A 23,434-nucleotide genomic window follows, 5' to 3' on the forward strand; every position below is an offset into this window, starting at 1 on the left:
GGCGGAACTGTCAGTCGATGTCGGCGGACTCGCGGTGCTTACGCAGTTCGTGGATTTCCTTCTCGAAGTCCTCGGCCGAACTGAACGAGCGGTACACGGAAGCGAAGCGCAGGTACGCCACTTCGTCCAGATCACGGAGCGGACCGAGAATGGCCAATCCCACTTCGTTGCTGGGGATCTCCGCTGATCCCGCTGCACGGATTGCGTCCTCGACCTGCTGTGCCAGCAGGTTCAGCGCATCGTTGTCGACATCTCTGCCCTGGCACGCGCGTCGAACTCCCTTGACGACCTTCTCGCGGCTGAACGGCTCGGTCACGCCGCTGCGCTTCACGACTGCAAGCACTGCTGCCTCGACGGTCGTGAAACGACGACCGCACTCCGGGCAGGAGCGACGCCGCCGGATTGCCTGTCCCTCGTCCATCTCACGCGAGTCGACCACGCGTGAGTCGGGATGCCTGCAGAACGGGCAATGCATGAGGGACCCTCCGTCGTAGCCGATGCTCCGACGACGAGCACGCACATCGGGGCAGTCCACCGAGGATACTCAGCCTTCTCGAACCCGACGGGGGCGGTGGTCATCTGCCGGTCGTGTACTCGACGAGAGCCCCGTCGTGCACTTCGACCACACCGGCCGGCTGCACACCTGCATCGGGTGCAACTGCTCGCAGGTTCGCGATGCCGATCAGACCACCGGCCACGACGACCACTGCGAGCATCCACAACACCAGCGATCGCAGTCGAACCGGCTGGCTCGCGAAGTGCGCGGAGGTCGCGTCGAACTCGCGATCGGCATCCTCGCGGTCGGTGACGTCGGTCCACGACGGGTCGAGGACCGGAAGGCACGGTGCGCTCTGTGTGCGGGGCACCGTGGTGACGCCGTGCATCCCGAGGGGACTCCGCAGAACGGGACGGGCCCGGCGACGACGCTCGACGACGGTGGACCGGGCACGGACACCGGCGGCGGTGGGGCGATCGGTGATGATGGTCATCGGAACCTCGACTTCGCTCGTTGGATCGATTGTTCGATCAGGCGTTCGATGGACGCTTGTTCGAAGTTCTATCACGAGCCTCCGACAAAGTCTGCAGAAAACGCGACACGAGTCGAACAGATGTTTGATTCAACAGCTGATACACGCTAGATTCGTGTCAGAAACCACACGCCACACGAGTCGACACCATCAACTCCAGTCCGCGCAGACCTACCCCGCAGACCGGATCCCAGGACACCAGCAGGAGGCCGACAGCATGAAGGACGAGACCTCGACGAGGTCGACCACGCGTTCCACGACGACGCGTTCCAGGACGACCGGAGCCAAGGCCACCGCCACCAAGGCCGCAGCAGGAAAGCCGGCCGCGGAACCCACGTCCAAGGCAATGGAGGTCGGCACCGACATCAGTGCGGGTCTGACCGAGCGGCAGCGGAAGGTACTCGAGGTCATTCGCGCGTCGGTCACCGAGCGCGGCTACCCGCCCAGCATCCGCGAGATCGGCGATGCGGTCGGTCTGACATCGACCTCTTCCGTTGCTCACCAGCTGCGCACCCTCGAGCGCAAGGGCTTCCTCCGGCGCGACGCCAACCGTCCCCGTGCCGTCGACGTCCGGGGTCTCGACGAGGTGCAGGCCGACCAGGCTGCCGCCGCGGTCGACGGTTCGCCCGCGTCCGAGGAACAGGATCGGTTGCCGACCCCGACGTTCGTGCCGGTGCTGGGCCGGATCGCCGCCGGCGGTCCGATCCTGGCCGAAGAGGCCGTCGAGGACGTGTTCCCGCTCCCCCGCGAGTTGGTAGGTCAGGGTTCACTGTTTCTGCTCAAAGTGGTCGGCGAGTCGATGATCGACGCGGCCATCTGCGACGGCGACTGGGTGGTGGTTCGTCAGCAGTCCGTGGCCGACAACGGTGACATCGTCGCTGCGATGATCGACGGGGAGGCCACCGTCAAGACGTTCAAGCGGTCCAAGGGCGAGGTGTGGCTGCTGCCGCACAATCCGCTGTTCGAGCCCATTCCGGGCAACAACGCCGCGATCCTCGGCAAGGTCGTGACCGTGATGCGCAAGCTGTAGAGATCGTCACGGCAGTGACATGCTAAGGGCCGCAGCACATGTGCTGCGGCCCTTAGCGTGCTTCGGATCAGCGGATCACAGATTCAATCCGCGGCCGATGATCTCCTTCATGATCTCGGTGGTGCCGCCGTAGATGGTCTGCACACGGGAGTCCATGTACGCCTTGGCGATCGGGTATTCCTTCATGTAGCCGTAGCCACCGTGCAACTGCAGGCACCGGTCGATCAGTTTGACCTGATTCTCGGTGGTCCACCATTTCGCCATGGCAGCTTCTTGCACGGTCAGCTTGTCTTCGTTGAGCAGTTCGATGAACTTGTCCACCATGATGCGGGTGGCGGTGGTCTCGGTGGCCAACTCCGCCAACACGAATCGGGTGTTCTGGAACTTGCCGATCGACTTCCCGAAGGCCTTGCGGTCGCGGCAGTACTGGATCGTCATCTCGAGCGCGGATTCCATCGCGGCGGCCGCGACGACGGCGATCGACAGGCGTTCCTGGGGCAGATTCTGCATGAGGTAGATGAAGCCCATGCCTTCCTCGCCCAGCAGGTTGGCGGCGGGCACGCGCACGTCGGTGAAGCTGAGTTCGGCGGTGTCCTGAGCCTTCATGCCGATCTTGTCGAGGTTGCGGCCGCGCTCGAATCCGGGCATGTCGCGTTCGACGACCAGCAGACTGAAGCCCTGTGCGCCCTTCTCGGGGTCGGTGCAGGCCACGACGATGATCAGGTCGGCGTTGATTCCGTTGGTGATGAACGTCTTCGAGCCGTTGAGCACCCAGTCGTCGCCGTCACGGACAGCCTTGGTCTTGATGCCCTGCAGGTCGCTTCCGGTGCCGGGCTCGGTCATCGCGATCGCGGTGATCAGTTCGCCGGAGCAGAATCCGGGGAGCCAGCGCTGCTTCTGCTCGTCGTTGGCAAGGTCGATGAAATACGGCGCGACGACGTCGTTGTGCAGGGTGAAGCCGATACCGCTGTATCCGCCGCGGGTGGTTTCCTCGGTGACGATGGCGTTGTAGCGGAAGTCCTTGACTCCGCCGCCACCGAATTCCTCGGGCGCTGCCGTTCCGAGGAAGCCCTGCTTACCGGCCTCGACCCAGACGTCGCGGTCGACGATGTTCTGCTCTTCCCACTTCGCATGGTTCGGCGCTACGTGCTGATCGAGAAATTTCCGGTACGACTCCCGGAACAACTCGTGCTCGGGCTCGAAAAGTGTGCGTTCCACGCAGATCTCCTTGTTCGGTGCATACCGACATCGACCTGTGAACGGTGTCATTCGCGGTCGTCGGTACGACTGACGTCACGCTCCAACAGTACGTTCGGGACGTCACGGAGGTCGATGACCAAAACGCGCGCGATTCGTGACCGACCCCGCTACCGTGCGCGTTTGCCCGCCCTTCTCGCGAGCGCCGAGACGATCGGGTACCCGAGAAGGATGCCGACGGAACCCCACGCGATACCGCCGAGCTCGACCGATCCGACGGACAGCGTCAGGTCACCGATTCCGGCGACGAGCGCGGCAGCGACGACCATGAGATTGACCGGATCGGTGAAGTCGACCTTGGCGTCGGTCCAGATGCGTACGCCCAGCAGCCCGATGAGGCCGTACAGAACCAGGGTTGCGCCGCCGATGACCCCGTCGGGCACGGTGAAGATCAGTGCACCGAACTTGGGCGAGAACGCGAGCACCGTCGCGGTGATCGATGCGACCCAGTACGCGGCGGTCGAGTAGACACGAGTGGCCGCCATGACGCCGATGTTCTCCGCGTAGGTGGTGGTTCCCGAACCGCCGCCCGCTCCGGCCAGCGTGGTCGCCAGCCCGTCGGCGATCAAGGCGTCGCCGGCCACATCGTCGAGGTTCTTGCCGGTCATCGCGGCGACGGCTTTGACGTGCCCCACATTCTCGGCGACCAGGACGATCACCACCGGCAGCGCCACGAGGATCACCGACAGCTCGAACGACGGTCCACGAAACTCGGGCAGACCGATCCAGCTCGCAGCGCTCAATGCGTCGAGCCGCGGTTGCGCGATCCCTCCGGTGACTGCGGCGAACACCCAACCCACGACGACGCCGAGCAGGATTCCCAGTCGCCCGATCAGGCCAGGTCCTACCGCTGTCGCCAACAGAATCGCGACCAGGGTGATGGCTGCGATCAGCGGCTGTGCCTCGAACGACGTGGTGGCGGCCGGTGCCAGGTTCAGCCCGATGAGTACCACGACGGCACCGGTCACGACGGGCGGCATCGCCGCGTCGAGTACCCGCTGCCCTGCGAACTTCACCACGAAGCCCACTGCTGCCAGTACGACGCCCACACACAGCACGGCTCCGAGCTGGGCGGCAGGTCCGTCGGCTTGGGTGGCACCGAGCGGGGCCAGAAACGCGAAGGAGGAACCCAGGTAGCTGGGCACCCGGCCTCGGGTGATGACCAGGAACAGCGCCGTCCCTATGCCCGAGAACAGCAGTGTCGTCGACACCGGAAATCCGGTGATCGTCGGAACCAACAGGGTCGCGCCGAACATCGCGACCACATGCTGCATTCCGATACCGATGGTGCGGGGCCACGTCAATCGCTCATCGGGCGAGACCACCGCCCCGGCGTCGACGGTCTTTCCGTTTCCGTGCAGCGTCCAACCGAGAGTTCTCATGATGGAAGGCAACACTATTGGATCAGCCGAGAATCGCGCTCACTGCCTCGCGGGCAGCGGCGGTGCTGTCCGTTTTCAGCGCGGCCGCTGCCGCTTCCTTGCACTGAGCGAGTGTGACCGTTGCCAGTTTCGACCCCACGTGCGCGACGGCAGCCGACGCAGCCGAGAGCGAGGTGATGCCCAGCCCTACCAGCACGCAGGCCAGCAGCGGATCGGCCGCGGCCTCACCGCAGACTCCGACGGGCTTGCCCGCCTTGGCTCCCGCGGCCGCGGTGTGCGCCACCAGTGCCAGCACGGCCGGCTGCCACGGATCGGTCAGGCCGGCGAGCTGAGCGGACATGCGGTCGGCGGCCATCGTGTACTGCGCCAGATCGTTGGTACCGATGGACAGGAAGTCCACGTGCTCGAGGATGTGTTCGGCGAGCAGAGCGGCGGCGGGGATCTCGATCATGACCCCCGGAGTGAGTCCGCGCTCGCGGACGTCGGCAGCGAAATCCTTTGCCTCCAGCGCCGTCGCGATCATCGGAGCCATCACCCACGGGGAGGAATCGGTCGCCTTGGCGGCTGCTGCGATGCCGTCGAGCTGGCGGTACAGAATCCCTCGATCGGCCTCGGCGATGCGGATGCCGCGAATGCCCAGGGCCGGGTTGGCCTCGTCGGGATGAGTGGCGAACCGAAGTGGCTTGTCCGAGCCGGCATCGAGAGTCCGAACGACGACCTTCTTGCCTGCGAACGCGTCGAGTACCTGTGCGTAGATCTCGGCCTGCTCGTCGACGGTGGGTTCGGAGTCGCGGTCCAGGAAGCACAGCTCGGTACGAAACAGACCGACGCCGTCCGCTGCGCTCGACCGCGCCGCGCGAGCACCGGCACCGTCCTGGACGTTGGCGAGAATGTCGACTGCGTGGCCGTCGGCGGTGGTTCCGGGACCGACCCACTGGGATACCCGGTCGAGCTCGTCGCGGGCAGACACCACGGCAGCGCGGGCCGAGTCGGCGTCGGGTTCGAGATCGATGCGGCCGCTGGTTCCGTCGACCGATGCGTTCGTACCCGCTGCGATGTCGTCGAGCCCAGCCACGGCGACGATGCACGGAATGCCCAGCTGGCGCGCAATGATCGCGGTGTGACTGGTCGGACCGCCCAGCGAGGTGGCGAGTCCCACGATCAGGGTGGGGTCCAGGCCGGCGGTGTCGGCGGGCGCAAGGTCGTCGGCGAACAGCACCGACGGTTGGTCCGGTACCGGAACACCGGGCTCCGGAACGCCGAGGATCTCGGCGATGACGCGATCGCGAATGTCGCGCAGATCGGTCACACGCTCGGCCATCAGTCCGCCGAGCTGGGTGAACATCGCGGCGAACTTCTCCGTTGCCGCCGCCGTTGCCGTGACGGCAGAACTGCCCTTGGCGATCGAGGAGCGAGCGGCCCCGAGCCATCCGCGGTCGGTGGCCATCGCGGCGTTGGCAGACAGAACCTCCGAAGCAGCGCCGGTCGCGAGCTCCGCGCGACCGCGTAGTCGGGAGGCGACAGCATTCGCTGCGGCGTCGAAGACGGCCTTCTCGGACTCCCGATCGGCCTCGGCGACCTCGCCGGTGTCGGCCGGGATGGACGGGCGGGCACCGGGACGAATGACGGGTCCGTATCCGACGCCGGGCACGACGGGTGTGCCGCGCAGCGTCGTCTGCGCTGCTCCGGCCCCGGCTGCATCGACTGTCGTGTCGGTGTGTCCGGTCGAAGCGGTGCTAACCGATCCCGTCATGTGGTCCTCCTCGGATCCTGCGTGAACAAAGGTCATCGCATCTGTTCGGCGAGCTGTGGCGTACTCACTCACTTGCCTGTGTTGTGACCGAGATTACTCCAAACCCTTGACATGTCAACACACACGGGCGTAAAACAACATAAAGCAACATCAACCGGGAAGGAGACGCAGGTGTACGCCGAAGAACGCCAACACGCCATCGCCGAACTGATCAGCACGCACGGCCGCGTCTCCGTCAACGATCTGTCGGCCACGTACGGCGTCACCACCGAAACCGTGCGACGCGATCTCGCCACCCTCGACCGAATGGGAGTCGTCCGCCGCGTCCACGGTGGAGCAGTACCCGCGTCCGCACTGACCACACTCGAGCCCGGCGTCTCCGAGCGAGAGTTCACCCGCGCCGACCAGAAGGACGCCATCGCAGCCGCGGCGTTGTCCTTCCTGCCACCGGTGGGCGGCAGTGCGGTGTTCGACGCGGGCACCACGACGGGCCGGTTGGCGGGCCTGCTTCCCCACGACCGCGAGCTGACTCTGGTGACCAACTCGGTGCCGATCGCCGCCCGGGCCGCAACCATGCCGAGCGTGAGTCTTCGACTGCTCGGCGGGCGGGTGCGCGGAACCACCCAGGCTGCCGTCGGCGACGAAGCACTGCGCGCCCTCGAATGGCTACGGGTGGACGTCGCGTTCATCGGTACCAATGCCATCAGCGTCGGGCACGGCCTGTCCACCCCGGACAGCGACGAGGCAGCCGTCAAGCGCGCGATGGTCGATGCAGCCAATCACGTTGTGGTGCTCGCAGATTCGTCGAAGATCGGACGCGAGCACCTGGTGAGCTTCGCCCGAGTGCAGTCCATCGACGTCATCGTCACCGACAGCGATATCTCGAACAACGACCGTAAGAAGCTCAGCGACAAAGGAATCGAGGTGGTGATCGCATGATGGTCACACTCACGGCCAACCCGAGCATCGACCGCACGGTCACGCTCGACACACCACTGGTTCGCGGGGGCGTGCACCGGGCATCGACGTCGGTCTCCGACCCGGGCGGCAAGGGCGTCAACGTCGCTCGTGTCCTCGGCGGATCCGGAATCGACGCGTTGGCGGTGCTCCCGGCCAATGTCGGAGACCCGCTGCTCGACGCGATGTCCGACAAGGGCGTGCGGTACTCCGCCGTTCCGACGTCGGGGCCGGCCCGCACCAACATCACGGTGAGCGAGGTCGGTGGCACCACCACCAAGATCAACGAGCCCGGTGCGACGGTGTCGGAGCAGACCCGCACCGAGCTGCGGGAGCGAATCCTCTCTCTCGCAGTCGATGCCGAATGGGTGGTGCTCTCCGGTTCGCTTCCGCCCGGTCTGCCCGTCGACTGGTACGCAGAGCTCGTGACGGCGCTGCGCGCCACGTCCGCGAAAGTTGCGGTGGATACCTCCGACGAGCCACTGCTCGCTCTCGCGGCGGCCTTCCCGGCGTCGGCACCCGATCTGATCAAACCCAATTCCGAGGAACTAGCCCAACTCACCGGGTACGATTCCGAAGAGCTGGAAAGCGCAGCGGCGAAGGGTGATCCGACGGCAGCGATTGCAGCCAGCACAATCCTTCTCGGCCGAGGCGTCGGCGCGGTGTTGGCCACTCTCGGCAGCGCCGGCGCCGTACTGGTCACCGAGGACGGATCCTGGTACGCCAGCCCGCCCCCGATCACCGCGGTCAGCACGGTCGGCGCAGGCGATTCCTCGCTCGCCGGCTACATCCTCGCCGACGCCGAGAACTGTTCCGACGCAGACAAACTTCGCCGCGCCGTCGCCTACGGAACGGCGGCAACCGCACTTCCAGGCACCACGCTTCCACTGCCCGAGCAGACCCACCCGAATTCGGTGACGGTCCGTGCGCTCGACATCCCCACCTCCGTCACCCCGTCCGCGCTCTCCCCTTCTTCGAATCGTCTCTAGGAGCCTGCAATGTCCACCCCCACCGAAGATCAGCAGATCATCGCCGAGGATCTGATCCTCCTCGACGCCGATCTCGGCGAATCCAAGGAAGCCGTCATCGAACGCCTCGCAGGCGTTCTGGCTTCCGCGGGTCGCGCAACCGAGACCGATGCTCTGCGCGACGCCGCTCTGGCCCGCGAAGCGCAGTCTGCAACAGGCCTGCCCGGCGGCATCGCCATCCCGCACTGCCGCTCCGAAGCGGTCACCTCGGCCTCGCTCGGATTCGCCCGACTGAACCCCAAGGTCGATTTCGGTGCCCCCGACGGCCCCGCCGACCTCGTGTTCCTCATCGCCGCGCCGGCCGGTGCCGGATCGGCACACATGAAGTTGCTCTCCAGCCTGGCGCGCGCCCTGGTCAAGCCGGAGTTCGTCACCTCGCTGCGCAACGCGTCCTCGGCAACCGAGATCGTCACGCTCGTCGACGGCGTCATCAACCCTGCTGCCAAGCCGGCCGCGACGACCACTGCGGCAGCTCCCGTGTCGACCGCCAAGCACAGCGCGGCCGCCACCCCGGCCGAAGCCACTGCCCCCAAGCACATCGTCGCAGTCACCGCCTGCCCCACCGGAATCGCGCACACCTACATGGCTGCCGATTCCCTCGTCGCCGCCGGTGAGCGCGCCGGAGTCACGGTGCACGTCGAGACCCAGGGCTCGAGCGGCAGCACGCCGCTGGACCCGAAGATCATCGCCGGAGCCGAGGCAGTCATCTTCGCCACCGATGTGGGCGTCAAGGGCCGCGAGCGTTTCGCCGGCAAGCCCGTCATCTCCTCGGGCGTCAAGCGCGCCATCAACGAGCCCGACGTCATGCTCACCGAAGCCCTACGCGCTGCACTGAACCCGGACTCAGCTCGCGTCGGCGGTACCGCAGTGGCTGCCGGCTCGAACGACTCCGCAGGTGAACTCGGCTGGGGCACCCGCATCCGCCAGATCCTGCTCACCGGTGTCAGCTACATGATCCCGTTCGTCGCTGCCGGTGGTCTGCTGATCGCTCTCGGCTTCCTGCTCGGCGGATACGAGATCTCCGGAGTTGCCGAGGACATCGTCGTCAACAACTCCATCACCTCACTGCCCGAGGGCGGAATCGCCGCCTACCTCGGTGCCGTGCTCTTCCAGATCGGCGCGCTGTCGTTCAGCTTCCTGGTGCCCGCGCTGGCCGGCTACATTTCCTACGCGATTGCCGACAGACCAGGTCTGGCACCGGGATTCACCGCAGGTGCGGTGGCCGTTCTGGTGGGTGCAGGCTTCATCGGCGGTCTCGTCGGTGGTCTGATCGCCGGCTTCGTCGCACTCTGGATCAGCAAGTGGAAGATTCCCGCAGTTCTGCGCGGCCTCATGCCGGTCGTCATCATTCCGCTGTTCGCCACACTCATCGTCGGCGCGATCATGTTCCTGCTGCTCGGCAAGCCACTTGCCGCGATCACCAGCGGACTCACCGACTGGCTCAACGGCCTCAGCGGTTCCTCGGTCATCATCCTCGGCATCATTCTCGGCCTGATGATGTGCTTCGACCTCGGCGGACCGGTCAACAAGGCAGCCTACGCATTCGCCACCGCAGGCCTGTCGGTCACCGACACCGCGTCGCTGCGCATCATGGCAGCGGTCATGGCCGCTGGAATGGTGCCGCCACTGGCCATGGCACTCGCCTCGACCGTTCGCGCACGCCTGTTCACCGAAGCCGAGCGCGAGAACGGCAAGGCAGCATGGTTCCTGGGAGCTGCATTCATCTCCGAGGGCGCAATTCCGTTCGCCGCGGCCGATCCGTTCCGCGTCATCCCCTCGATGATGGCCGGCGGCGCAGTGACCGGCGCGATGATCATGGCGTTCGACGTCACCCTCAGCGCACCCCACGGCGGCATCTTCGTCTTCTTCGCGATCGGAAACATCCTGTGGTTCGTCCTTTCGCTGGCAGCGGGCACCATCGTCTCCGCGTTCCTGGTCGTCTCGGCCAAGCAGTTCGTCAAGGGCAAGAACGCCCCGTCGGACGCCGAACTCGATCCCGCACTCGCCACCGTCTGACACTCGCTACGATCGCAACAACCCCACTACGAAGGAGCACCATGCCCAGCACCACAGTCGCCGTCGGATCCTCGATCGGTCTGCACGCCCGCCCCGCAGCCCTGATCGCCGACGCCGTCGCCGAAGCCGGCGTAGACGTCACCCTCGCAGTGGCCGACTCGGAGCCGGTGGATGCAGGTTCGGCCCTGATGATCATGACGCTCGGCGCCACCAAGGGCACCGAAGTCACCGTCAGCAGCGACGACCAGGCAGCACTCGACAACATAGTCGCCCTCGTCGAAGCAGACCTGGACGCATAGGTCGTTCCGCAGGCTCCACTCCTGCGACGCCTAGGTCGTTCCGCAGGCTCCACTCCTGCGACGCCTAACGAGAACGCATCGATCGCCGGACGGTGAATCCCACCGCTCCGGCGATCAGCACCACACCGGCAGCGACGGCCGCTCGGAATGACCATTCCGAGTCAGTCGCTGCTGGCGTTTGCGGCGACTGATCTGCGCTCGAGGTCGGCGACACCGACTCCGGCGCACTGGATTCGGCGGCGGTGGGCTCCGGAACAGCGAGCTCGAGAGACAACGCATCCGTGAATCGAAGAATCGGCGGAAGGCTTCCGTCCGTCGGAGCGAAACCCGCTTCCGATGCGAGGAGCAGACTTCCGTCGTCGAGGAACGCCAGTGCCTCGCCCTGCGGTTGATCGGGCAAAGCCGTCACTGCCCGCGGCGTGGCAGGATCGACCAGCGCGGACGCAATATCTCCATCGGAAAAATCGAACAGGTACGCGTCGGTGTACGTGCGCACCGCGGCGACGCTGCCGTCGGCGCTCACCGCTCCCCCGGTCGCCAGTATCGATCCGACCACGAACGGCGGCCCACCGACCGTGTCCGTTGCGGTGAACGCCAGATCTCCGACCTTGCGCATCGGCGTCGGCCCAGGGCTGCTCAGATCGCTGACGGATTCGTCGCCTGCAGGTACGTACACCCCGCTCACGCCCGAGAGTTCCTTGGTGACGATCACCGGTCTACCACCGGGCTCGATCAGGATCGCCTCGGCGTCGTGTGCGCCGTCCGGGTAGGTCAGCCGGTACAGTTCGCCCGCACCCGATGCCGGGTCCATGCGCGTCAATGCCACTGTGTCGCGTCGCATCTGGTTGTCCCCGATGTCGGCCAACCACAGCGAGCCGTCGTACGAGGTCAGGTCCTCGACGTCGTACGGGTCGACGGGAACGTCGATCCATCGCTCGACCGTGCAGTCGGCACCGAGCGCCGCGACCCGATCATCGGCTCCGCTGTCGCCGATTGCGTAGAGGACCCCGTCGATCGAGGTCAGGCCTGACAACTCGGCGAGACCAGGATCGGTTGGTCGACAATACGTTTCGGTCTCGATCGGAGCGGCGAAGGCAGGCACCGACAACGCGACCGTCGTGGCGACCGCAGCCGCGGCCGCTCCGCACACCACCAGCCGTGGCCCCACCGAGATCAGGCGGTGGGAACGGTTGCCGTGAACTCGACCAACGCTGCCGCGAGCGATTGCGGCACACGCGCTTCCACGCGCGTGCCCTCTTCCTCATGGGTGGATTTCACGATCCGGCCGTCGGTGTGGATGCGCGCGACCAGATCGCCACGGGTGTACGGCACGAGTACGTCGACCAACACGTCCGGCTCGGAGAGGATCTCGGCCAGGTGATCTCGCAGGGCGTCGATTCCCTCGCCGGTCTTGGCCGAGACGAACCGCGCACCGTCGAGCAATCCGCGCAGCTGGGTCAGCTGCACCGGATCGGCAGCGTCGATCTTGTTGACCACCAACAACTCCGGCGGCATCTTCGCATCCTGCTCGCGAACAACCTCGGTGATCACCTCGCGCACGGCCTTGATCTGATCGATCGGAAGAGGATCCGATCCGTCGACCACGTGCAGCAGCAGGGTTGCATCGGTGACTTCCTCGAGCGTCGAGCGGAACGCTTCGACCAACTGAGTCGGAAGGTGCCGAACGAAGCCGACGGTGTCGGTCAGCACGATCTCGCGGCCGTCTTCGAGGGTCGACTTCCGCGTGGTGGGATCGAGGGTGGCGAACAACGCGTTCTGGACCAGCACACCGGATCCGGTCAGTGCATTCAACAGACTCGACTTGCCCGCGTTCGTGTATCCCACGATCGCGATGGACGGCACCGTACCGCTCAGGCGCTGTTCGCGTTTGGTGTCGCGGGCCTGCTTCATGCCCTTGATCTCGCGGCGCAGCTTGGCCATTCGCTCACGAATGCGTCGACGGTCGGTCTCGATCTTCGTCTCACCCGGTCCGCGCAGACCCACACCACCGTTGCTGCCCGCACGTCCACCGGCCTGCCGCGACATGGATTCACCCCAGCCGCGGAGCCTGGGCAACATGTACTCCATCTGGGCGAAGGCGACCTGCGCCTTGCCTTCTCGCGAGGTCGCATGCTGGGCGAAGATGTCGAGGATCAGCGCGGTGCGGTCGATGACCTTGACCTTGACGACCTTCTCCAGCGCATTGAGCTGAGCAGGCGTCAGTTCACCGTCGCAGATCACCGTGTCGGCACCGGTCGCAAGGACGATGTCGCGCACTTCCTTGGCCTTGCCGGAACCGATGTACGTCGCGGCATCGGGCTTGTCGCGTCGCTGCATCAGCGCTTCGAGTACCTCCGAGCCGGCGGTCTCGGCCAGGGCAGCCAGTTCGGTCATGCTGGACTCGGCCTGCGCGGCCGTGCCGGTGGTCCAGACTCCGACCAACACGACGCGTTCGAGGCGCAGCTGCCGGTACTCGACCTCGCTGACGTCGGTGAGTTCGGTGGACAGTCCGGCCACTCGACGTAGCGCGGTGCGGTCTTCGAGCTGCATGTCGCCGGACGACGGGGAGTTCTCGTCGTTCAGCGGAGACCGAGCCAGTCGCCTCGACCACGCGTCGGACTCTTCGCGAGTCCAGGCGGATTCGGTTTCGGGAGCACCGTCGACCTCGTCGCGACTGTCGTCGACCGGTTCGCCCGCAGGGGATGTTTCATGTGAGTTCGTCATACGTCACCCATGATCCACGAAAAGCCCAGCGTATGCACGCGGGTTTCGGTCCGGGCGGATGCCGAGGCCGGTGCGATCGTCAGGACTGAGCCTTCAGCCACCGGTCGTCGATCTCGCCGCGGGCCAGCAGCACCGACGGTCCGCGCAGAGTGGCACCGACGTGATCGATGTTCACGCGCACCCGACCGCCGAGGACACCGACGCTCACCTCACCGGTCTCGAGACCCTCGTAGGACAACGCGGCCGCGGCCGCCGCCACGGTTCCGGTGCCACACGATCGTGTCTCCCCGACGCCACGCTCGAACACGCGCATCTCGACGGCGCCGTCGTCGAGCCTGGTCAGGATCTCGACGTTCGCGCCGTGGGGAAAGAACTCGGAGTCCAGTGTCGGCGGTGCGGACAGGTCGAGAGCGCCGAGAGATGCGCGCGTCAACGTCCCGTCGACACAGGCCAGGTGGGGATTTCCGACGTCGATTCCGACGCCCTCGTACGTTCCGCCCGCGAGGGTCACGGAGCTCGAGCCCATCAGAGTGACGTCACCCATCGCCACGGTGACATCGGCGTCGGTGTCGTCGAACGAGTGAACGGTCACAGCGCGTGCGCCCGCACGCGAACCCACCACGAACTGGTCGCGTTGCTCGAGGTCGTGTACCCGCAGGTAGTGCGCGAACACGCGGACGCCGTTGCCGCACATCTCGGCGATGGTGCCGTCTCCGTTGCGGTAGTCCATGAACCAGTCCTCGGGCTCGACACCCGATGGAATGCGATCGAGTACGCCTGCGTCGCGGAGCACCCCGGCCCGGGCGACGCGCAGAATGCCGTCGGCACCGAGGCCCTGGCGTCGATCACACAACACCGAGACCGCCGACCTGGTGAGTTCGAATTCGGCTGCCGGATCCGGCAGTACGACGAAGTCGTTCTGAGTTCCATGGCCTTTGGCGAAGTGCATGGCCGCGAGTCTACGGGGGTTCCGTTACGCGGGGTCGATCGCGGACAGGGCGTCCGACGTCAGCGTGGGCGAGGCACCGTCGAGCCAACGGACACGGTCGTCGCGGCGAAACCACGAGCGTTGGCGTCGCACGTAGCGTCTGGTTCCGATGAACGTCCGTTCGCGCGCGAACTCGACGTCGTACTCCCCCGCCAACACGTCGAGAGCCTGCGCGTACCCGATCGCGCGCGACGCGGTGACGCCCTGACGCAGCCCCAGACCGAGCAGCCCTTCCACTTCGTCGAGCAGTCCGGTCTCGAACATCTGTCGCGTGCGCTCGGCGATCCGCTCGTCCAGTTCGGCCGTGTCGCGGTCGACTCCGAGCACCACCGTGCCCCAGCGAGGTGCGCCGATCTTCGGAGCCGAGGCCGCGAACGGCTGCCCGGTCAGCTCCACCACCTCGAGCGCCCGGACCATGCGCCTGCCGTCGGTGGGCAGTATCGATGCGGCAGCCTCGGGATCGGCGGCCGTCAACGCGCGATGGATCTCCTCGACACCGTTGCTTTCGAGGACTGCTTCCCACTTCGCCCGCACGACGGGGTCGGTTGCCGGAAAGGCCCACTCGTCGAGCAACGATTGCACGTACATCATCGACCCCCCGACGATGATCGGTCGCAATCCGCGCGATCGAATGTCCTCGACGTCGGCGACCGCAGCCGCTTGATACCGCGCGACGGTGGCGATGTCGGTGACCTCGAGCACATCGAGTTGATGGTGCGGAATCCCGCGCCGCTGAGCGACTGGCAGTTTCGCGGTCCCGATGTCCATTCCCCGGTACTGCTGCATCGCGTCGATATTGACGATTTCGCCGCCGAATGTCTCGACCAGATCGAGAGCCAGGTCGGATTTGCCTGCGGCCGTCGGGCCGATGATCGCGACCGGAGTCGTGGCCGGATCGCTCGCCCCATCAGTCACGAGACCAGGTCCCCACGAAGTATCCGACGCCGAAAGGGGCACCTCGGTAGAGCGCCGTCGTCGTCTTCGCATCGGCTCCGGCGAGTGCTGCCAGCACCTGCCACGCCGGTCGGCCGCCGACACCGAGCGATGCGCACAGGTCCGGTTCCAGACCGGCCAACGCGTCGACGTCCGCTGCCGCGAGGGCATCGTCGATCCGGCGCTGGACCTCCTCGGCGCGCTCGTCGAACGATCCGGGGGCCTTCGGAGTCAGCGTGTTCGCCCCGTCTGCCAGCACCAGAACGCCCCAGCTCTCCGCCGAGGCGTCGAACTCTCGGCGCAGCTCCTCGCCGAACTCCGCGCACCACTCGGGGCTCGCATCGGCCGGGATCGTGCGGACCTCGACCGGATCGTCGGGCGCAGCCTGTCCTCGCAGCCACCCCGCGATCAGAACGGCCAGCGGCAGGTCCGGGTCTGCCCCAGTCTGATCCGCGGCGCTGGACAGGCTCACGACCACGTCGACTCCGAAGCCCCGAAACGTGCCGACAGTGGCCTCGCCGAACGTGGAGGACGTGCGATCGACGCCGACGGCGATCCAGCGGTCGACCGTCGACGTCAGGTGTGTCGTCGCGCTGACGGCGGCGACCCGAAGATCTGCTGTCTCGGCCTCCCCCGCGCCCATCAGTTCGGGGACCAACAACGGCGGAGAGGGCACCAGGGCCGCGGCACGAAACACGAGCACCACGCTAGTCGCTGGTGCGACTTGGCCGGACGGGTCCACCTCGAGTCGTCTGAGCTGTTTCAATGGTCCGATCGGTCGTCACCTAGTTCAATGGTGTCCAGATCGCGATTGAGGCAGCCGTGACGCGCGGCAGAGATGAGGAACAATGACCGACCCGAACGCCGGTACCCCCACCACCCCCGAGGCTCCGTCCTCGGATGCACCCGCCCAGCCCCCCGGTGCCACCGCTCCCGATGCGGCGAACCACGGCGGACCCAAGCCCGGAGGTGGACCCAAGCCGGGCGGTGGACCGAAGCCCGGTGGTGGACCCAGGCCCGCGGGCCCAGGTGCCGGTTCTCCTCGGCCCGGCAGTTCGGCCGGTGCCAAACCTCACCCCACGCCCTCCCACGTCCCCACGGCAATCCCGGCGGTCACGCCTGCGAGCGATCCCAGCAAGTTCGGCAGAGTCGACGACGACGGTACGGCGTGGGTGACCACCTCCGACGGCGAGCGGCAGATCGGGTCCTGGCAAGCCGGAGACGCAGCGGAAGGGCTCGCCCATTTCGGTCGGCGTTACGACGATCTGGCCACCGAGGTCGGTCTGCTCGAAGCTCGATTGACCTCCGGTACAGGCGATGCCAAGAAGACCAAGGCCGCAGCATCCGCGCTGCTGGAGAGCCTGCCGACTGCGGCAGTGATCGGTGACCTCGATCTGCTCGCGAGGCGACTCGACGCGGTCGTCGAGCATTCGGACGCCGCAGCAGCGGTGGCCAAGCACGAGAAGGAGCTCGAACGCGCCGAACACACGGCACGCAAGGAAGCTCTCGCAGTCGAAGCCGAACAGATCGGCAGCGAATCGACCCAGTGGAAGCACGCGGGAGATCGGCTACGCGAAATCCTCGACGAGTGGAAGACGATTCGCGGGGTCGACCGCAAGATCGACGATGCCCTGTGGAAGCGGTACTCGAAGGCTCGGGAAAACTTCAATCGTCGCCGCGGCGCGCACTTCGCCGATCTCGATCGTGAGCGCGGTGCGGCCAAGACTCGCAAGGAAGAACTCGTCGAGCGGGCCAAAGCCCTGTCGTCGTCCACCGATTGGGGTCCCACCGCAGCTGCGTTCCGCGATCTGCTGGTGGAGTGGAAAGCATCCGGCCGCGCTCCTCGTGATGCCGACGACGCTCTGTGGAAGAACTTCAAGGCCGCACAGGACGTGTTCTTCGCCGCCCGTAACGCCGCGGCCTCCGAGCGGGACGCCGAGTTCGAGGCCAACGCCGAGGCCAAGGAAGCCCTGCTGGCCAAGACCCACATCGACCCGAGCAAGGACCTCGACGCTGCCCGCTCGGCGCTGCGCGATCTGCAGGACAAGTGGGATGCAATCGGCAAGGTCCCGCGCGAGAAGATGCAGGAACTCGAAGGCAAACTGCGCGCGATCGAGAAGTCGGTGCACGACGCGGTCGAGTCGCAGTGGCGTCGCTCCGACCCCGAGGCCGTTGCCCGCGCGGCCCAGTTCCGCGAACGGGTGGCTCAGTTCGAGGATCAGGCTGCCAAGGCGACCGCAGCAGGCAAGACCAAGGATGCCGAGCGTGCGCTTGCGCAGGCCCAGCAGTGGCGCGAGTGGGCCGACGCAGCGGAGAGCGCCGTCGACGAGCTGTGAGTCGACGAACTGTGATTCGCTGACCGAGGACGGCCGTTCGGGCCTACGGGGCCGAGTGGCCGTCCCACAGTCGTAGCTTCTGTTCACCCGACGCCGCCGCGATGCGTCGCTGCTCCTGGGCGGCGAGTTGGGCGTTCGTCTTCTTCCACACGGCCTTGAGCCAGTGGAACGTCAGAGCGATGACGGTGATCCACGCGATGATCAGGCCGATTCCCGGTCCGGCGCCCTGCACGTTGTCCGGCACGGTCTGCCGCGTCCAGATCGAGAACATTCCGTACACCGACGACACCGCGCACCCTGCCAGGGCAGCCCAGGCCAGCGCCCAGATGCGGGTGACGAGTGCGAGCACCGACATCACCACACCGAACGTGAGCACGAGCACGACGAAGACGCGCGACGGCAGCGCGATCGATTCGGCAACTGCGGCATCGCTGCCCGTGAGCACGTCGAACCCGCTGGCCGATCCGGTGTGCGGCAACGCGAACGTGAACAGCAGGACCATGACCAGCCCGGCCACCACCATGGCCCGCGCGCCCGGATCCAGTTCGGTCATCACCGCCCTCTCGGTCCGTCCGAGTTCCTCTGCGGATCGAGAGGGTACGACGCGATCGGGTCCGTCTGTCTCTGTCATGCGGTGCATCCTGTCTCTGGCGTCAGCGGCGCCGGTGCGCCGATCGAGGGAAGTCCGAGGCCGACGCCGATCGGTGCCGTCTTCGGCATCACTCCGCGTTCGTGGGCATCGCCTGCTGCCGTACGCCTGTGGGTGAGCACGCCGGCATCGGCGATGAGGTGGTACGGGGCGGCTGCAGTGAGTGTGGTCGTGACGACGTCACCCGGACGAATCTCGCTCGCCCTGTCGGCGTCCACGGCGAAGTGGACGAGTCGGCCGTCCCTGGCTCGCCCGCTCATCCGATGGGTTGCTGCGTTCTTGCGACCTTCACCGGTGGCGACGAGCAGTTCGACCTCGGTACCGATCAGCGCCTGGTTGGCCGCGAGAACGATCTCCTCCTGCAACGCGATCAGCCGCAGATACCGTTCTTGCACAACCTCTTTGGGAACCTGGTCGGGCATGTCGGCCGCCGGGGTGCCCGGACGCTTCGAGTACTGGAACGTGTAGGCGTTGGCGAACTTCGCCCGTCGCACCACGTCGAGGGTCTGCTCGAAGTCCTCCTCGGTCTCGCCGGGGAAGCCGACGATGATGTCGGTGGTGACAGCCGCGTGCGGCATGGCCGCACGCACCTTGTCGATGATGCCCATGAACTTCGTCTGCCGGTAGGACCTGCGCATGGCCTTGAGGATTCGGTCCGATCCGGACTGCAACGGCATGTGCAGGGTGGGGCAGATGTTCGGGGTCGACGCCATGGCCTCGATGACGTCGTCGGTGAACTCGGCCGGGTGCGGAGACGTGAAGCGCACCCGCTCCAGCCCCTCGATCGAGCCGCATGCGGTCAGCAGCGAGGCGAACGCGCCGCGATCACGAGGCATGTCCGGATCGGCGAACGAGGCTCCGTACGCATTGACGTTCTGGCCGAGCAGAGTTACCTCGAGGACGCCCTGATCCACCAAAGCCTGTACCTCGGCGAGGATGTCACCCGGCCTGCGGTCGATTTCCTTGCCGCGCAATGCGGGAACGATACAGAACGTGCAGGTGTTGTTGCAGCCCACCGAGATCGACACCCAGCCGGCGTAGGCGGACTCTCGCTTCGCGGGGAGGGTGGAGGGAAAGGCCTCGAGGGATTCGAGAATCTCGACCTGCGCCTGTTCGTTGTGCCGGGCGCGCTCGAGCAGAACCGGCAGCGACCCGATGTTGTGGGTGCCGAAGACGACATCGACCCACGGTGCCTTCTCCACGACGGTGTTGCGGTCCTTCTGCGCCAGGCAGCCACCGACAGCGATCTGCATGTTGGGATTGCGCGTCTTCGCGGGCCGCAACATGCCCAGGTTGCCGTAGAGCTTGTTGTCGGCGTTCTCGCGCACCGCGCACGTGTTGAACACGACCAGATCCGCGTCGGTGCCCAAGTCCGCCGGCACGTAGCCCGCTTCCTCGAGCAGTCCGGACAGCCGCTCCGAATCGTGGACGTTCATCTGACAACCGTGCGTACGCACTTCGTAGCTGCGGGCACCTGCCGCCGACCCGTCGGTGAGCGGTACGGGCTCGGTAACCCCGCGTTCGGTCACGTCCATGGTCGGAAAAACACTCGTTTGCACCCCTCCAGGGTACGTCCATCGCACCGACCGACACGCCGGGGTCGAGGGCTCCACCGGAGACTGTCCAGGGCCGATGCAGACCGTCAGTAAAGTTTCCATTACATAATCGAAGATGACGGGCGAAAACACCGGTCGGCGAGGAAACTACGCATAGGGTTTCGATCTATGACGCACGCCACCGACGCGCCGGCATCGACTCCCCCGCCGGGCGCACCTTCGATGATCTCGCTCAAATCCGTCGACAAACATTTCGGTGATCTGCACGTCCTCAAGGACATCAACCTGGAAGTGCCGGCCGGACAGGTCGTCATCGTCGTTGGTCCTTCCGGATCGGGCAAGTCGACCCTGTGCCGAACGATCAATCGGTTGGAGCCGATCGACTCCGGTGCCATCGAGGTGGACGGAGAGCTGCTCCCCGCCGAGGGCAAGGCTCTGGCCGCACTGCGTGCCGACGTGGGCATGGTGTTCCAGTCGTTCAACCTGTTCGCGCACAAGACGATTCTGCAGAACGTCATGCTCGCGCCCATGAAGGTGCGCAAGCAGAAGAAGGACGAGGCAGAGAAGAGCGCATTGGCTCTGCTCGAACGCGTGGGCATCGCCAACCAGGCCGACAAGTACCCCGCCCAGTTGTCCGGTGGTCAGCAGCAGCGTGTCGCCATCGCTCGATCTCTCGCCATGAACCCCAAGGTGATGCTGTTCGACGAGCCCACCTCGGCCCTCGACCCCGAAATGGTCAACGAGGTACTCGACGTCATGACCTCGCTTGCCAAAGAGGGCATGACGATGCTCGTCGTCACCCACGAGATGGGCTTCGCTCGCAAGGCAGGCGACCGCGTCATCTTCATGGCCGACGGAGCCGTCGTCGAGGACACCGATCCGGAGACGTTCTTCAAATCCCCCAAGTCCGAACGAGCCAAGGACTTCCTCGGCAAGATTCTCGGCCACTGACCCGCTGCACCGTTCATCCCGTTCACCCCACCCGATCCTTAAGGACATTCACAGTGAGAATCACCCGCCCGATCCGCCTCGGAGTTGCCATTGCAGCTCTGTCCATCGTTGCGACCGCCTGCGGCGGCGGCGAGGAAGCTCGCACCATCTCGACCAGCGCCGAGTCCGGCAACCTCATCGTCGGCATCAAGTTCGACCAGCCCGGCCTCGGGCTGCGCAACCCCGACGGCACGTTCAGCGGATTCGACGTCGAGGTGGCCAAGTACGTTGCCGGTCAGCTGGGTGTCGACGAAGCCAACATCGAGTTCAAGGAATCCCCCTCGGCCCAGCGCGAGACGCTGATCGAGAACGGTGAGGTCGACTACATCGTCGCCACCTACTCGATCACCGATACGCGCAAGGAAAAGGTCGGTTTCGCCGGACCGTACTTCGTGGCGGGACAGTCGCTGCTGGTGAGCCAGGACAACACCGACATCACCGGTGCCGATTCGCTCGAGGGCAAGCGTCTGTGCTCGGTCACCGGCTCCACCCCGGCCCAGAACATCGCCGACGAGTACCCGGGTGTGCAGCTCCAGCCCTTCGACACGTACTCCGCCTGCGTCGAGGCACTGCGCAACGGCACCGTCGATGCGGTGACGACGGACGACATCATCCTCGCCGGCTACGCCGCACAGTCTCCCGGACAGTTCAAGGTGGTCGGTGAGCCGTTCACCACGGAGAACTACGGCATCGGCCTGAACAAGGACGACACCGAAGGACGCAACCAGATCAACGACGCCATCGAAGAGATGGTCTCCAGCGGTGCCTGGGAGCAGGCCTTCAACGACACCGTCGGCGCATCGGGCTACCCGCTTCCCGCCGCGCCGACAGTCGACCGCTACTGATCGACTCGATCGTCGTGTCCCGCAAGCCTCGCTTGCGGGACACGACGGTTCGATCTCTCCGAGCCGTGAGGATCAACAAGCACCGTGAATCTATTGAGCAAGTACGGCGATCAACTGATCGAAGCATTCCTGACGACGATCTATCTGACATTGGCATCACTCGTCGGTGCGCTGATCATCGGAACCATCGTCGCCGCCATGCGGGTATCTCCTATTCCGATCGCACGCGGAATCGCTGCCACGTACGTCACCATCTTCCGTAACACTCCGTTGACCCTGGTCATCCTGTTCACCTCGTTCGGCCTGTTTCAGACAATGGGCGTCTCTCTGGCGTCTCAGTCGTCCCCTACGGGCCTCGACGACAACAACTTTCGCCTGGCAATCCTCGGTCTGAGCATCTACACCGCGTCGTTCGTCGCCGAATCGCTGCGGTCCGGAATCAACACGGTCCCGGTCGGTCAGGCCGAAGCGGGCCGCTCACTCGGCATGACGTTCACACAGAACATCTCCATCGTCGTTCTGCCACAGGCATTCCGAGCCGTGATCGGACCTCTCGGCAGCGTCGTGATCGCGCTCACCAAGAATACGACCATCGCATCGGTGATCGGCGTCGCCGAGGCGTCGTTCCTGATGAAGAACATGATCGAGAACGAGGCCGCGATCTTCGTCGTCGGTGGCATCTTCGCACTCGGGTTCATGATCCTGACGCTGCCGACCGGGTTGCTGTTCGGCTACATCAGCAAGCGATTGGCGGTGTCATGATGAGTGATGCAGTAGCAGTTCTGTACGACGTCCCGGGCCCGAAAGCGGTACTGCGATACCGCATTCTGACCGTGGTCGTTGCAGTCGTCTCGCTGGGGATCGCGTTTCTGATCTACCGGGCGCTCGACTCGAAGGGGCAGTTGACCGCTGAGAAGTGGGATCCGTTCCTCGAATCGACCACGTGGACCACCTATCTGTTGCCCGGTATTCAGGGCACGCTGGTGGCAGCGGCCCTGTCGATCGTGTTCGCCCTGATCCTCGGTGCCGTACTCGGTATCGGCAGGTTGTCCGATCATCGAGTCGTGCGAGTGATCAGTGGCGCATTCGTCGAGGTGTTCCGCGCCGTTCCGGTGCTGATCCTGATGATCTTCCTGTACGCCGTCTACGCCGACTACGAGGTCTTCAAAGTCAAGTACCTGGCCTTGGCTGCGGTGGTCACGGGTCTGACCCTGTACAACGGTTCGGTCATTGCCGAGATCGTGCGTGCCGGCGTCAATTCCCTGCCCAAGGGCCAGCGCGAAGCCGCGTCGGCGTTGGGCATGCGCAAGAGCCAGGTCATGCTCCTGGTTCTGCTCCCCCAGGCCGTCACCGCCATGCTTCCGGCGATCATCTCGCAGATGGTGGTAGCACTGAAGGACTCGGCGCTGGGTTACGTCATCGGCTACGTCGAAGTCGTCCGTTCCGGGCAGCAGGTGGGCGCGTTCTACAGCAACTACCTGCCGTCGTTGGTGATTGTCGCCGTCATCATGATCATCATCAACTCCGCTTTGACGAAGCTGGCCACCGTGGTGGAACGTCGTCTGCGTTCTCGCAAGCGCAAGGCCGGCGCGACTGAAGTGGTTCCGGCTCTCGACGGTGGTCAGGCAGCCTGACCACACGACACTGAAACTGGTCGAGGCCC

22 protein-coding genes are annotated in these 23,434 nt (G+C 65.6%); 10 read left to right on the top strand and 12 right to left on the bottom strand.

Translation table 11 applies throughout. The features are described from left to right. Nucleotides 1–10: 10 nt before the first annotated feature. Together nrdR and QM615_RS02160 are read right to left on the bottom strand one after the other, a co-directional pair. Nucleotides 11–475: a transcriptional regulator NrdR gene (nrdR, locus tag QM615_RS02155; RefSeq protein WP_008716872.1), complete on the bottom strand. Its 465-nt coding sequence runs from the start codon at nucleotides 473–475 to the stop codon at nucleotides 11–13. 100 nt (nucleotides 476–575) lie between these two features. Then, nucleotides 576–989, bottom strand: coding sequence for a hypothetical protein (locus QM615_RS02160; protein ID WP_068050673.1), 414 nt, complete (start codon nucleotides 987–989; stop codon nucleotides 576–578). Between the two features lie 385 nt (nucleotides 990–1,374). Here QM615_RS02160 and lexA point away from each other — a divergent pair, with 385 nt between their 5' ends. Beyond that, nucleotides 1,375–2,058, top strand: coding sequence for a transcriptional repressor LexA (gene lexA, locus QM615_RS02165; protein WP_149406047.1), 684 nt, complete (start codon nucleotides 1,375–1,377; stop codon nucleotides 2,056–2,058). 75 nt (nucleotides 2,059–2,133) lie between these two features. On the opposite strand, the gene QM615_RS02170 is transcribed toward lexA, so the two are convergent. The 3 genes from QM615_RS02170 to ptsP form a co-directional block, all read right to left on the bottom strand. Further along, nucleotides 2,134–3,276 (bottom strand): acyl-CoA dehydrogenase family protein, encoded by a 1,143-nt coding sequence (locus QM615_RS02170; protein ID WP_068050674.1) that lies wholly within the window; start codon nucleotides 3,274–3,276, stop codon nucleotides 2,134–2,136. A gap of 149 nt (nucleotides 3,277–3,425) precedes the next feature. After that, on the bottom strand, nucleotides 3,426–4,697 hold the full coding sequence (locus QM615_RS02175) for a uracil-xanthine permease family protein (protein WP_283346946.1): 1,272 nt from the start codon (nucleotides 4,695–4,697) through the stop codon (nucleotides 3,426–3,428). A 22-nt stretch (nucleotides 4,698–4,719) separates the two neighbouring features. After that, the gene (gene ptsP / locus QM615_RS02180; RefSeq protein WP_283346947.1) at nucleotides 4,720–6,450 is read right to left on the bottom strand and encodes a phosphoenolpyruvate--protein phosphotransferase; all 1,731 of its coding nucleotides are present in this window, start codon (nucleotides 6,448–6,450) and stop codon (nucleotides 4,720–4,722) included. Nucleotides 6,451–6,621: 171 nt separating this feature from the next. On the opposite strand from ptsP, the gene QM615_RS02185 reads away from it, so the two are divergent. Genes QM615_RS02185 through QM615_RS02200 form a run of 4 tightly spaced genes read left to right on the top strand, consistent with a single transcriptional unit; the run spans nucleotide 6,622 to nucleotide 10,750 of the window. Continuing rightward, the gene (locus QM615_RS02185; RefSeq protein ID WP_068050675.1) at nucleotides 6,622–7,389 is read left to right on the top strand and encodes a DeoR/GlpR family DNA-binding transcription regulator; all 768 of its coding nucleotides are present in this window, start codon (nucleotides 6,622–6,624) and stop codon (nucleotides 7,387–7,389) included. Next, complete coding sequence (locus QM615_RS02190; protein ID WP_269593700.1) at nucleotides 7,386–8,396, top strand: 1-phosphofructokinase family hexose kinase; 1,011 nt, start codon at nucleotides 7,386–7,388, stop codon at nucleotides 8,394–8,396. Before QM615_RS02185 ends, QM615_RS02190 begins: the two co-directional genes overlap by 4 nt. A 9-nt stretch (nucleotides 8,397–8,405) precedes the next feature. After that, nucleotides 8,406–10,451: a PTS fructose transporter subunit IIABC gene (locus tag QM615_RS02195; protein WP_269593699.1), complete on the top strand. Its 2,046-nt coding sequence runs from the start codon at nucleotides 8,406–8,408 to the stop codon at nucleotides 10,449–10,451. A 41-nt stretch (nucleotides 10,452–10,492) separates the two neighbouring features. Then, complete coding sequence (locus QM615_RS02200; RefSeq protein WP_269593698.1) at nucleotides 10,493–10,750, top strand: HPr family phosphocarrier protein; 258 nt, start codon at nucleotides 10,493–10,495, stop codon at nucleotides 10,748–10,750. A gap of 64 nt (nucleotides 10,751–10,814) precedes the next feature. On the opposite strand, the gene QM615_RS02205 is transcribed toward QM615_RS02200, so the two are convergent. The 5 genes from QM615_RS02205 to QM615_RS02225 form a co-directional block, all read right to left on the bottom strand. Continuing rightward, nucleotides 10,815–11,918, bottom strand: coding sequence for a hypothetical protein (locus tag QM615_RS02205; protein WP_269593697.1), 1,104 nt, complete (start codon nucleotides 11,916–11,918; stop codon nucleotides 10,815–10,817). A 5-nt stretch (nucleotides 11,919–11,923) separates the two neighbouring features. Continuing rightward, nucleotides 11,924–13,474, bottom strand: coding sequence for a GTPase HflX (hflX, locus tag QM615_RS02210; protein WP_411741272.1), 1,551 nt, complete (start codon nucleotides 13,472–13,474; stop codon nucleotides 11,924–11,926). A 79-nt stretch (nucleotides 13,475–13,553) separates the two neighbouring features. Further along, nucleotides 13,554–14,423, bottom strand: a complete 870-nt coding sequence (gene dapF, locus QM615_RS02215) for a diaminopimelate epimerase (protein ID WP_269593696.1) — start codon at nucleotides 14,421–14,423, stop codon at nucleotides 13,554–13,556. Nucleotides 14,424–14,447: 24 nt separating this feature from the next. After that, the gene (gene miaA / locus QM615_RS02220; protein WP_283346948.1) at nucleotides 14,448–15,377 is read right to left on the bottom strand and encodes a tRNA (adenosine(37)-N6)-dimethylallyltransferase MiaA; all 930 of its coding nucleotides are present in this window, start codon (nucleotides 15,375–15,377) and stop codon (nucleotides 14,448–14,450) included. Continuing rightward, nucleotides 15,370–16,092: a class III extradiol dioxygenase subunit B-like domain-containing protein gene (locus QM615_RS02225; RefSeq protein ID WP_283346949.1), complete on the bottom strand. Its 723-nt coding sequence runs from the start codon at nucleotides 16,090–16,092 to the stop codon at nucleotides 15,370–15,372. The genes miaA and QM615_RS02225 overlap by 8 nt, the downstream gene beginning before the upstream one ends. A gap of 151 nt (nucleotides 16,093–16,243) precedes the next feature. Between QM615_RS02225 and QM615_RS02230 the strand changes: the two genes are divergently transcribed. Beyond that, on the top strand, nucleotides 16,244–17,731 hold the full coding sequence (locus QM615_RS02230; RefSeq protein WP_149405918.1) for a DUF349 domain-containing protein: 1,488 nt from the start codon (nucleotides 16,244–16,246) through the stop codon (nucleotides 17,729–17,731). 43 nt (nucleotides 17,732–17,774) lie between these two features. Here QM615_RS02230 and QM615_RS02235 read toward each other — a convergent pair whose 3' ends face one another. Together QM615_RS02235 and miaB are read right to left on the bottom strand one after the other, a co-directional pair. Next, a complete protein-coding gene (locus QM615_RS02235) occupies nucleotides 17,775–18,362 on the bottom strand; it encodes an Rv2732c family membrane protein (protein WP_068050689.1) in 588 nt (195 codons plus the stop codon). After that, a complete protein-coding gene (miaB, locus tag QM615_RS02240; protein WP_283347157.1) occupies nucleotides 18,359–19,915 on the bottom strand; it encodes a tRNA (N6-isopentenyl adenosine(37)-C2)-methylthiotransferase MiaB in 1,557 nt (518 codons plus the stop codon). Before miaB ends, QM615_RS02235 begins: the two co-directional genes overlap by 4 nt. 243 nt (nucleotides 19,916–20,158) lie before the next feature. Between miaB and QM615_RS02245 the strand changes: the two genes are divergently transcribed. The 4 genes from QM615_RS02245 (at nucleotide 20,159) to QM615_RS02260 (ending at nucleotide 23,405) form a co-directional block, all read left to right on the top strand. Continuing rightward, a complete protein-coding gene (locus tag QM615_RS02245; protein WP_188078645.1) occupies nucleotides 20,159–20,887 on the top strand; it encodes an amino acid ABC transporter ATP-binding protein in 729 nt (242 codons plus the stop codon). 53 nt (nucleotides 20,888–20,940) lie between these two features. Next, entirely contained in the window at nucleotides 20,941–21,771 is an 831-nt protein-coding gene (locus QM615_RS02250; protein ID WP_094688752.1) for a glutamate ABC transporter substrate-binding protein, read from the top strand. A gap of 84 nt (nucleotides 21,772–21,855) precedes the next feature. After that, nucleotides 21,856–22,533: an amino acid ABC transporter permease gene (locus QM615_RS02255; RefSeq protein ID WP_149405920.1), complete on the top strand. Its 678-nt coding sequence runs from the start codon at nucleotides 21,856–21,858 to the stop codon at nucleotides 22,531–22,533. Then, a complete protein-coding gene (locus tag QM615_RS02260; RefSeq protein WP_068050696.1) occupies nucleotides 22,533–23,405 on the top strand; it encodes an amino acid ABC transporter permease in 873 nt (290 codons plus the stop codon). The genes QM615_RS02255 and QM615_RS02260 overlap by 1 nt, the downstream gene beginning before the upstream one ends. The last annotated feature ends 29 nt before the right edge of the window (nucleotides 23,406–23,434 follow it).

The sequence above is a fragment of the Rhodococcus sp. IEGM 1341 genome (assembly GCF_030056895.1).
Classification (GTDB): domain Bacteria; phylum Actinomycetota; class Actinomycetes; order Mycobacteriales; family Mycobacteriaceae; genus Rhodococcoides.

Coding starts and splice junctions, on each gene's coding strand:
- QM615_RS02190 (WP_269593700.1), top strand. CDS start 7,386: ATGATGGTCACACTCACGGCCAACCCGAGCATCGACCGCACGGTCACG.
- QM615_RS02195 (WP_269593699.1), top strand. CDS start 8,406: ATGTCCACCCCCACCGAAGATCAGCAGATCATCGCCGAGGATCTGATC.
- dapF (WP_269593696.1), bottom strand. CDS start 14,423: ATGCACTTCGCCAAAGGCCATGGAACTCAGAACGACTTCGTCGTACTG.
- nrdR (WP_008716872.1), bottom strand. CDS start 475: ATGCATTGCCCGTTCTGCAGGCATCCCGACTCACGCGTGGTCGACTCG.
- QM615_RS02160 (WP_068050673.1), bottom strand. CDS start 989: ATGACCATCATCACCGATCGCCCCACCGCCGCCGGTGTCCGTGCCCGG.
- lexA (WP_149406047.1), top strand. CDS start 1,375: ATGGAGGTCGGCACCGACATCAGTGCGGGTCTGACCGAGCGGCAGCGG.
- QM615_RS02245 (WP_188078645.1), top strand. CDS start 20,159: ATGATCTCGCTCAAATCCGTCGACAAACATTTCGGTGATCTGCACGTC.
- QM615_RS02235 (WP_068050689.1), bottom strand. CDS start 18,362: ATGACAGAGACAGACGGACCCGATCGCGTCGTACCCTCTCGATCCGCA.
- QM615_RS02200 (WP_269593698.1), top strand. CDS start 10,493: ATGCCCAGCACCACAGTCGCCGTCGGATCCTCGATCGGTCTGCACGCC.
- QM615_RS02260 (WP_068050696.1), top strand. CDS start 22,533: ATGAGTGATGCAGTAGCAGTTCTGTACGACGTCCCGGGCCCGAAAGCG.
- ptsP (WP_283346947.1), bottom strand. CDS start 6,450: ATGACGGGATCGGTTAGCACCGCTTCGACCGGACACACCGACACGACA.
- QM615_RS02230 (WP_149405918.1), top strand. CDS start 16,244: ATGACCGACCCGAACGCCGGTACCCCCACCACCCCCGAGGCTCCGTCC.
- hflX (WP_411741272.1), bottom strand. CDS start 13,474: ATGACGAACTCACATGAAACATCCCCTGCGGGCGAACCGGTCGACGAC.
- miaB (WP_283347157.1), bottom strand. CDS start 19,915: ATGGACGTGACCGAACGCGGGGTTACCGAGCCCGTACCGCTCACCGAC.
- QM615_RS02175 (WP_283346946.1), bottom strand. CDS start 4,697: ATGAGAACTCTCGGTTGGACGCTGCACGGAAACGGAAAGACCGTCGAC.